The 7876-nt window shown below is 67.4% G+C and carries 6 protein-coding genes; 1 reads left to right on the top strand and 5 read right to left on the bottom strand.

Annotation, left to right across the window (positions count from 1 at the left end; genetic code table 11):
• Positions 1–67: 67 nt before the first annotated feature.
• Genes ndk through ileS form a run of 4 tightly spaced genes read right to left on the bottom strand, consistent with a single transcriptional unit; the run spans position 68 to position 5690 of the window.
• Positions 68–487, bottom strand: coding sequence for a nucleoside-diphosphate kinase (gene ndk, locus ACFRAH_RS21205; RefSeq protein ID WP_003803412.1), 420 nt, complete (start codon positions 485–487; stop codon positions 68–70).
• 41 nt (positions 488–528) lie between these two features.
• Positions 529–1008 (bottom strand): DUF4233 domain-containing protein, encoded by a 480-nt coding sequence (locus ACFRAH_RS21200; RefSeq protein WP_377992879.1) that lies wholly within the window; start codon positions 1006–1008, stop codon positions 529–531.
• Positions 1008–2369, bottom strand: coding sequence for a bifunctional folylpolyglutamate synthase/dihydrofolate synthase (locus ACFRAH_RS21195; RefSeq protein WP_377992878.1), 1362 nt, complete (start codon positions 2367–2369; stop codon positions 1008–1010). The genes ACFRAH_RS21200 and ACFRAH_RS21195 overlap by 1 nt, the downstream gene beginning before the upstream one ends.
• 3 nt (positions 2370–2372) lie before the next feature.
• Positions 2373–5690, bottom strand: coding sequence for an isoleucine--tRNA ligase (ileS, locus tag ACFRAH_RS21190; protein WP_377992877.1), 3318 nt, complete (start codon positions 5688–5690; stop codon positions 2373–2375).
• Between the two features lie 350 nt (positions 5691–6040).
• Here ileS and ACFRAH_RS21185 point away from each other — a divergent pair, with 350 nt between their 5' ends.
• Positions 6041–7072, top strand: a complete 1032-nt coding sequence (locus ACFRAH_RS21185) for an endonuclease/exonuclease/phosphatase family protein (protein ID WP_377992876.1) — start codon at positions 6041–6043, stop codon at positions 7070–7072.
• 20 nt (positions 7073–7092) lie between these two features.
• Here ACFRAH_RS21185 and ACFRAH_RS21180 read toward each other — a convergent pair whose 3' ends face one another.
• Complete coding sequence (locus tag ACFRAH_RS21180) at positions 7093–7872, bottom strand: SDR family oxidoreductase (protein ID WP_377992875.1); 780 nt, start codon at positions 7870–7872, stop codon at positions 7093–7095.
• Positions 7873–7876 lie beyond the last annotated feature (4 nt).

Here is a 7876-nt window from a genome sequence, read left to right as displayed (position 1 = left end):
GTTGTGGCCCCTGACTCCGCGGAGTGAGGGGCCACAACTGTACGTTCGCGCTCAGCCTGCGGGAGGTTTAGGCCTGGAACCAGATCTTGATTTCGCGTTCGGCCGAGTCCACCGAGTCGGAGCCGTGGACCAGGTTCTGCTGGACCTTCAGGCCCCAGTCCCGGCCGAAGTCGCCGCGGATGGTTCCGGGGGCCGCCGTCGTGGGGTCGGTGGTGCCGGCCAGGGAGCGGAAGCCCTCGATGACGCGGTGGCCTTCGAAGATTGCTGCCACCACGGGGCCGCTCAGCATGAACTCCACGAGGGGCTCGTAGAACGGCTTGCCCACGTGCTCCTCGTAGTGCTGCTCGAGCAGCTCACGGCTGGCGTTGGTCTTCTTGAGTTCGGCCAGGGTGTAGCCCTTGGCTTCGATCCTCTTGAGGATTTCGCCCGTCAGGTTGCGGGTGACACCGTCCGGCTTGATCAGGACAAGGGTGCGCTCAATGCTCACAGTCGCTCCAATGAGGTTGGTTGTGGGTTTCGACGGTAAGTCTACGGGGTCTGGCCTGTGCCTTGAGTGCCGGTGCCTTCGTTGCCGGCGGCCTCGGGGTGCGCGGCATCCCATTCGGCCTGCTCGCGGGCGCGCTGGGCGGATTCGCGGTCAATCCGGATGCCGGTCCGGATGCCGTACCACCAGGAGAGGGCGAACAGCGCTCCGACGAGGAACATCATGGGCTCCACGAAACCCAAGAGAATGAGCACCAGCTGAAGGGCCCAGCCGAGCGCCACACCCCACGGCCTGGACAGTACGGCGCAGGCCAGAATGAGAACGACGCTCAACCCAATGCCCACGGACAGGATCAGCGCCGGGGAGATCTCCGCGCGGCGCAGGCCGAACACGGCCAGCGCCGCGAAGAAGACCACGAACGCTTCCAGCAGCAGCACCGTCGAGGCGAACATGACCTTGGTGGAGCGCCGTTTCTTGGGCATGCCCGGGCGCCACTCGCGCTGGGCCTTGGTCAGGCGGGCCATCAGGTGGCCGCCTTTCCAAGCAGGATGCGGGCGTCCGCCACCAGCGTGATGGAGCCGGTCACCAGCACGCCGCCGGCGAGGTCGTCGTTGGCTTCAGCGCGCTCCACGGCCCACTCGATCGCATCGTCCAGTTTCTCGGCGATGTGCACGTTTTCTTCGCCGAAGCCGAGGTCGACGGCGAGCTCCGCCAGTTCCGCTGCAGGCACGGCCCGCGGGGAGTTGGACTGGGTGAAGCAGAACTCCTCCGCGAGGTCGCCCAGAGACTCCTTGAGCTGGCGCAGGATCTCCTCGGCGTCCTTTTCCTTGAGCACGCCCACCACGGCGACGAGCTTGCTGAAGCTGAAGGCCTCCTGGATCGCCTCTGCGGAGGCACGGATGCCGTCCGGGTTGTGCGCGGCGTCCACGATGATGGTGGGTGCCGTCCGCACGACTTCGAGGCGCCCCGGGGACGAGACGGTGGCGAAAGCCTCCTGCAGGACCTCCAGGGACAGCTCCTTCTCCCCTCCGCCGAGGAAGGCCTCCAGCGCAGCCACGGCCACGGCGGCGTTCTCGGCCTGGTGGGCACCGTGCAGGGGGACCATGAGGTCCGGGTAGCGGCCGGCGATGCCCTGGACGGTCACCACCTGCCCGCCGACGGCGACCTGCCGTGACTCGACGCCGAATTCGACGCCTTCGAAGCGGAACGGGACCTGCAACTCCTTGGCCTTCTCCAACAGGACCTGCGCGGCGTCCAGGGGCTGGGCCGCGCTGACGAGGAACCCGCCGGGCTTGATGATGCCGGCTTTCTCGTAGGCGATGTCCTCGGTGGTGTCGCCAAGCAGGTCGGTGTGGTCCAGGGAGATGGGTGTCACCACGGACACCTGGCCGTCGCCAACGTTGGTGGCGTCGGTGATGCCGCCGAGTCCCACCTCCATGATTGCGACGTTGACCGGCTGGTCCGCGAACACGGCGAAGGCCAGGATGGTCAGGCACTCGAAGTACGTCAGCCGCGGCTGGCCGTCGGCCGTGAGCTCGTCATCCACGATCTGCAGGTAGGGGCGGATCTCGTCCCAGATCCGCACGAACGTCTCATCGGAGACGGGCGCACCGTCCAGGCTGATCCGTTCCGTCACCTTGGACAGGTGCGGGCTGGTGTAGCGGCCGGTGCTGAGGCCGTGGGCACGCAGGCCCGCCTCGATCATCCGGGCCGTCGACGTCTTGCCGTTGGTGCCGGTGATGTGGATGATCGGGTAGGCCTTGTTCGGCTCCCCCAGCACGTCCATGGCGCGGAACAGCGGCGCAAGCCGCGGCTCCATCTTGTTTTCCGGCGCCCGGCCCAGCAGCTCGGCGTAGACGCTCTCCACGGAGAATTCGTCGGTCATGTTTCAGGCCCCCACTTTTTCGACAGTGATGTGCGGCTCCGCGGTGTCGGCCGGCACGGCCTCCAGCTCCAGCGTCAGCGTTTCGGTCTTCACCAGCTCGGCGTTGGCCAGCAGCGCGTCGATGACATTCTGCGCAGCGTTCACGGTGGTCCGGATCCGGTCGCTCACGTTCAGCGCGGCGTCCTTGCGCGCCTGCTGGATGGCGCGGACCATGTCCCGGGCCAGGCCTTCGGCCTCGAGTTCCGGGGTCACCTCGGTGTTCAGCACGACGAAGCCCCCACCTGGAAGCACCGCAACGGAGGCCGAACCGCCGTCGGACTCTGCCACCACCGTCTCCAGCGTGTATTCCTGCGGTTCCAGCTCAAGGCCGCCAGCCGTGACCACTCCGGAATCGGAAACAGACCAGTCGCCGGACTTGGAGCCCTTGATGGCCAGCTGGACGTTCTTGCCGAGGCGCGGACCGGCGGCGCGGGCGTTGACCACGAGTTTCTGCTCGATGCCGAACTCCTCCGGGGAGGCGCTTGCGGCGTCCAGCAGGCGGACCGAGCGCAGGTTCAGTTCGTCGGCGACGACGGCGGCAAAGCCTTCCAGCGCATCTGCGCCCGGTGCCACGACGGTGAGTTCCTGCAGCGGCAGGCGGACACGCAGGTTGGCGGCCTTCCGTAGCGAGGAGCCGGTGGAGCAGATCTGCTGCACGCGGTCCATCGCCCCGACCAGGGCGGCGTTGGACGGGAACAGCTCCGGGTCCGGCCAGTCGGCCAGGTGCACGGAGCGGCCGCCGGTGAGGCCGCGCCAGATCTCCTCGGACACCAGCGGCAGCAGCGGGGCGGCCACGCGGCACACAGCCTCCAGGGCGGTGTACAGGGCGTCGAAGGCGTCGGCGTTCTCGTCGAAGAAGCGCTGGCGGCTGCGCCGGACGTACCAGTTGGTGAGCATGTCCAGGTAACTGCGGAGCTCATCGCAGGCGCCGGAGATGTCGTAGGTGTCCAGCTGGGCGGTCATGTTCCGGACGAGGTCGCCGGTGTTGGCCAGCAGGTACTGGTCCAGCGTGTCCGTGTAGCCGTCGTACCGCAGCTGCGCGTCGTAGCCTGACCCACCAGCAGCGGCATTCGTGTACAGCGTGAAGAAGCTGTATACGTTCCACAGCGGCAGGATCACCTGGCGGACGCCGTCGCGGATGCCCTGTTCGGTGACCACCAGGTTGCCGCCGCGCAGGATGGGGCTGGACATGAGGAACCACCGCATGGCGTCGGATCCGTCACGGTCCAGGACTTCGGAGACGTCCGGGTAGTTGCGCAGGCTCTTGGACATCTTCTGCCCGTCCGAGCCCAGCACGATGCCGTGGCTGATGACATTCCGGAAGGCCGGGCGGTCAAACAGCGCGGTGGACAGGATGTGCAGCATGTAGAACCAGCCGCGGGTCTGTCCGATGTACTCCACGATGAAGTCGGCCGGGTTGTGGGTGTCGAACCAGGCCTCGTTCTCGAACGGGTAGTGCACCTGGCCGTAGGGCATGGAGCCGGAGTCGAACCAGACGTCCAGCACGTCCTCCACGCGGCGCATGACGGACTGGCCCTCTTCCGGCGTGCGGGGATCGTCCGGGTTGGGCCGGGTCAGCTCGTCGATGAACGGCCGGTGCAGGTCAACCTGGCCGTCCTTGTTCAGCGGCAGCCGGCCGAAATCGGCCTCGATTTCGGCGAGCGAGCCATAGACGTCGGTACGCGGGTACTCGGGATCGCTGGACTGCCACACCGGGATGGGGCTGCCCCAGTAGCGGTTGCGGCTGATGGACCAGTCGCGGGCGTTGGCGAGCCACTTGCCGAACTGGCCGTCCTTGACGTTGCCCGGGATCCAGTTGATTTCCTGGTTCAGCTCGGACATCCGGTCGCGGAACTTGGTGACCTCCACGTACCAGGAGGAGACAGCGCGGTAGATCAGCGGGTTGCGGCAACGCCAGCAGTGCGGGTAGCTGTGCTCGTAGCTGGCCTGGCGGACCAGGCGGCCCTGGGCGCGGAGCACCTGGGTGATCGGCTTGTTGGCCTCGAAGACCTGCAGCCCCACGATGTCGTGCAGGTCACCGTGCGCGAACAGGTGCAGGAACTTGGCGCCCTCGTCCACGGACAGCACCACAGGGATGCCGGCTTCCTCACAGACCTTCTGGTCGTCCTCACCGTAGGCAGGGGCTTGGTGGACGATGCCGGTGCCGTCAGTGGTGGTGACATAGTCCGCCACGAGGAACTGCCAGGCGTTCTGGGTGCCGTACTTTTCGGTGTCGGCGAAGTCGTGCCACAGCGGCTCGTAGGTGAGCCCGGCGAGCTCGGCGCCGGTGTGGGTGGAGGTGACGGCGGCGGCCGCAGCAGCGGCGTCGTCATACCCCAGGTCCTTCGCGTAGGTGCCCAGCAGGTCCTCGGCGAGCAGGAAGCTTCCGGTGACGGGCGCCTCGGCGGAGGCGGCTTTGACGCCGTTCGGTCCGGCGGGAAGCACGGCATAGCTGATGGCAGGCCCGACGGCGAGCGCCAGGTTGGTGGGCAGCGTCCAGGGCGTGGTGGTCCAGGCGAGCGCCTGCACGCCGGCCAGCTGCCGCGAGAGTTCCGATTCCCCCGCCTTGACCGGGAACGTCACCGTGACGGTCTGGTCCTGGCGGTTCTTGTAGACGTCGTCGTCCATGCGCAGTTCATGGTTGGACAGCGGCGTCTCGTCCTTCCAGCAGTACGGGAGCACGCGGTAGCCGTTGTACGTCAGGCCCTTCTCGTGCAGCTGCTTGAAGGCCCAGAGCACGGACTCCATGTATTCGACGTTGAGCGTCTTGTAGTCGTTGTCGAAGTCCACCCAGCGGGCCTGGCGGGTGACGTATGCCTGCCATTCGTTGGCGTACTTCATCACGGAGGCGCGGCAGGCGTCGTTGAACTTGTCGATGCCCATGGCCTCGATCTGGGTCTTGTCCGTCATGCCCAGCTGCTTCATGGCTTCCAGCTCGGCGGGCAGGCCGTGGGTGTCCCAGCCGAAGCGGCGCTCCACACGCTTGCCGCGCTGGGTCTGGTAGCGGCCCACCAGGTCCTTGGCGTAGCCGGTCAGCAGGTGGCCGTAGTGCGGCAGGCCGTTGGCGAAGGGCGGACCGTCGTAGAAGACGAATTCGTTGCTGCCGGGGGCGCCGCCGCGCAGGTCGGCGCTGCGCTGGTCGATGCTTGCCTGGAAGGTGCCGTCCCCGTCCCAGTACTTGAGGATCCGCTCTTCGATCTCCGGAAACTTCACGGAGGCGGAAACTCCGGCAGAGGAGCCCGTGCCGGACGGGGCTGCTGAGGCCTTGGGGTAATACGTCATCTCGACATCCTGGGTTGAGCTGGTGAACAAGTGGATCATTCAGGATGCGAGGACGGCGCGTGTGCAATCATCCAACAGCGTTGGACAAAGCACCGCGGCACCGCGGTACCACCTCACTTACCGGCACCGGACCTCCCAAGGGAGTACCGGCGTCGGCCGCTCATTGCTGCTGTGACGGGCTTACCCGTCCGGTTCTACTGGCCTGGTCCCCTGCGGTCGGTTGTCCGCAAGCGGGCCGGGTGTTCTTCCGGAAGCTCGCCGGTGATGGCCGGGTCAAAGCTTTGCGTCCAGTCTAACTGCTGTGGACGCAGCGGCCATAACCGCGCCGGCCCTGGGCCTAGACTCAATCCATGACTGCTTGGGCACGGGTGCTGGCGCTCTGCATCCTCCTGCCCGTTGCGTCGCTTTCGGTGTTCCGTGCCGTCCCGGCTGAGTGGCCCACACAGGTGGTGCAGCTGCTGTCCTTCACTCCCTGGCTGGTGATTCCTGCCGCCGTTGCCCTGGCCCTGGCGCTGCTGGGCCGGCGGCTCCTGGTCACGGCGGCTGCCGCGCTGCTCCTCGGTGCGCAGCTTTTCTGGCTTTGGGCGCCGGATGCGGGCCGGGCGGACGCCGGACCAGCGTTGAGCCGTGCGGGCGGCAGTGCCTCCGATTCGTCCAGCACCGTGCAGCTGACGGTACTGAGCATCAATTCCCGGTTCGGCAAGGCCGACGCCGCCGAAATAGTCCGGCTGGTCCGGGAAAACGGTGTGGGTCTGCTCGCCATCCAGGAGCACACGCAGGCGCTCGAGGACCGGCTGGCCGCCGAAGGACTGGGAAAGCTCCTGCCCCACAGGATCAGCAGCCCCGCGGAAAACGGCTCGGGCAGCGCAACCTACTCAAAACACCCGATCGAAGCCATCGGCCTGATTCCCGATACCCCGTTCCTGATGCCGACCTTCCGGCTGACGCTGCCCGCAGCGGGTACGGGAACGGCGGCCACGCTTGAGCTCGCGAACGTGCACACCCTGCCGCCGGTGGATGTCCGCGTCGGCCAGTGGCGCAGCGACCTTGCGGCGCTGGGCCGGCTCGTCGCGCGCAACGGTGCGGAGGGCCAGGGCAACCGGCTGCTGCTGGGCGACTTCAATGCCACCTATGACCACTCAGAGTTCCGCAGGCTGCTCGACGGCGGTCCGGGCGGCCGGAAGCTGGTGGACGTCGGCATTGCGTCCGGAACGCGGTTCACGCCCACCTGGCCGATGGACGGCCAGATGCTACCCGGCATCACCATCGACCATCTTGTCACCAGTCCGCGCATTCCGGCGTCGGGCTACGCCGTGCACCGCGTCGCCGGGACGGACCACGCGGCCGTGCTGGCCACGCTGCACATCCCTGCAGACGGTTAGCGTGCAGACGGTCAGCCGGATCAGGCCTGCTTGCGGATCAGCTTGTAGGTCGACGCCTGCGCCACCGGGCGGATCACGATCTCGTCCAGGTTCACGTGGTGCGGCGCGCTCACGGCGTAACGCACCACATCTGCCACGTCCTCGGCGGTCAGCGGCTTCTCCACGCCCTGGTACACCTTGCTGGCTGCCTCGGCGTCACCCAGCCGGTTGAGGGCGAACTCGTCAGTCTGGACCAGCCCGGGGAGGATTTCAATGACGCGGACGTTGTGCTCGGCCTCTTCCAGCCGCAGCGCCCCGGTCAGGGCGTGCTGGGCGTACTTCGCGGCGTTGTAGCCGCCCCCTCCTTCGTAGACCGCCAGACCGGCCGTGGACGTCAGGTTCAGGACCGTGCCTTCACCGTTCTCGCGCAACATCGGCAGGAAGGCCCTCGTGAGCTTCATGGTGCCCAGGACGTTGACCCGGTACATCCAGTCCCAGTCCTCGGTCACGGCCTCGCCCACGCGGTCCGCCCCGCGCGCACCGCCGGCGATGTTGACCAGGGTGTCGATCCCGCCGGCGGAGGTCACCTCGGCCAGCAGGCGGGCCACGTCCGCATCCTCGGAAATATCCGCGGCCAGGGCAACGGCGCCGGTCTCGGCCTCCAGCGCGGCCAGCCGTTCCTGGCGGCGGGCGACGGCGTAGACGGTCCAGCCGTCGGCACGGAGCGCACGCACGGTGGCCTCGCCAATGCCGGAGCTGGCGCCGGTGACCAGGGCTGCTTTGTTGGTGGACACGTCGGAGTTTGCGGAAACGTCAGTCATGGCA

It is taken from the genome of Arthrobacter sp. NPDC056727 (assembly GCF_042790555.1).
GTDB lineage: Bacteria > Actinomycetota > Actinomycetes > Actinomycetales > Micrococcaceae > Arthrobacter.
This window is presented reverse-complemented; position numbering and strand designations above follow the sequence as displayed.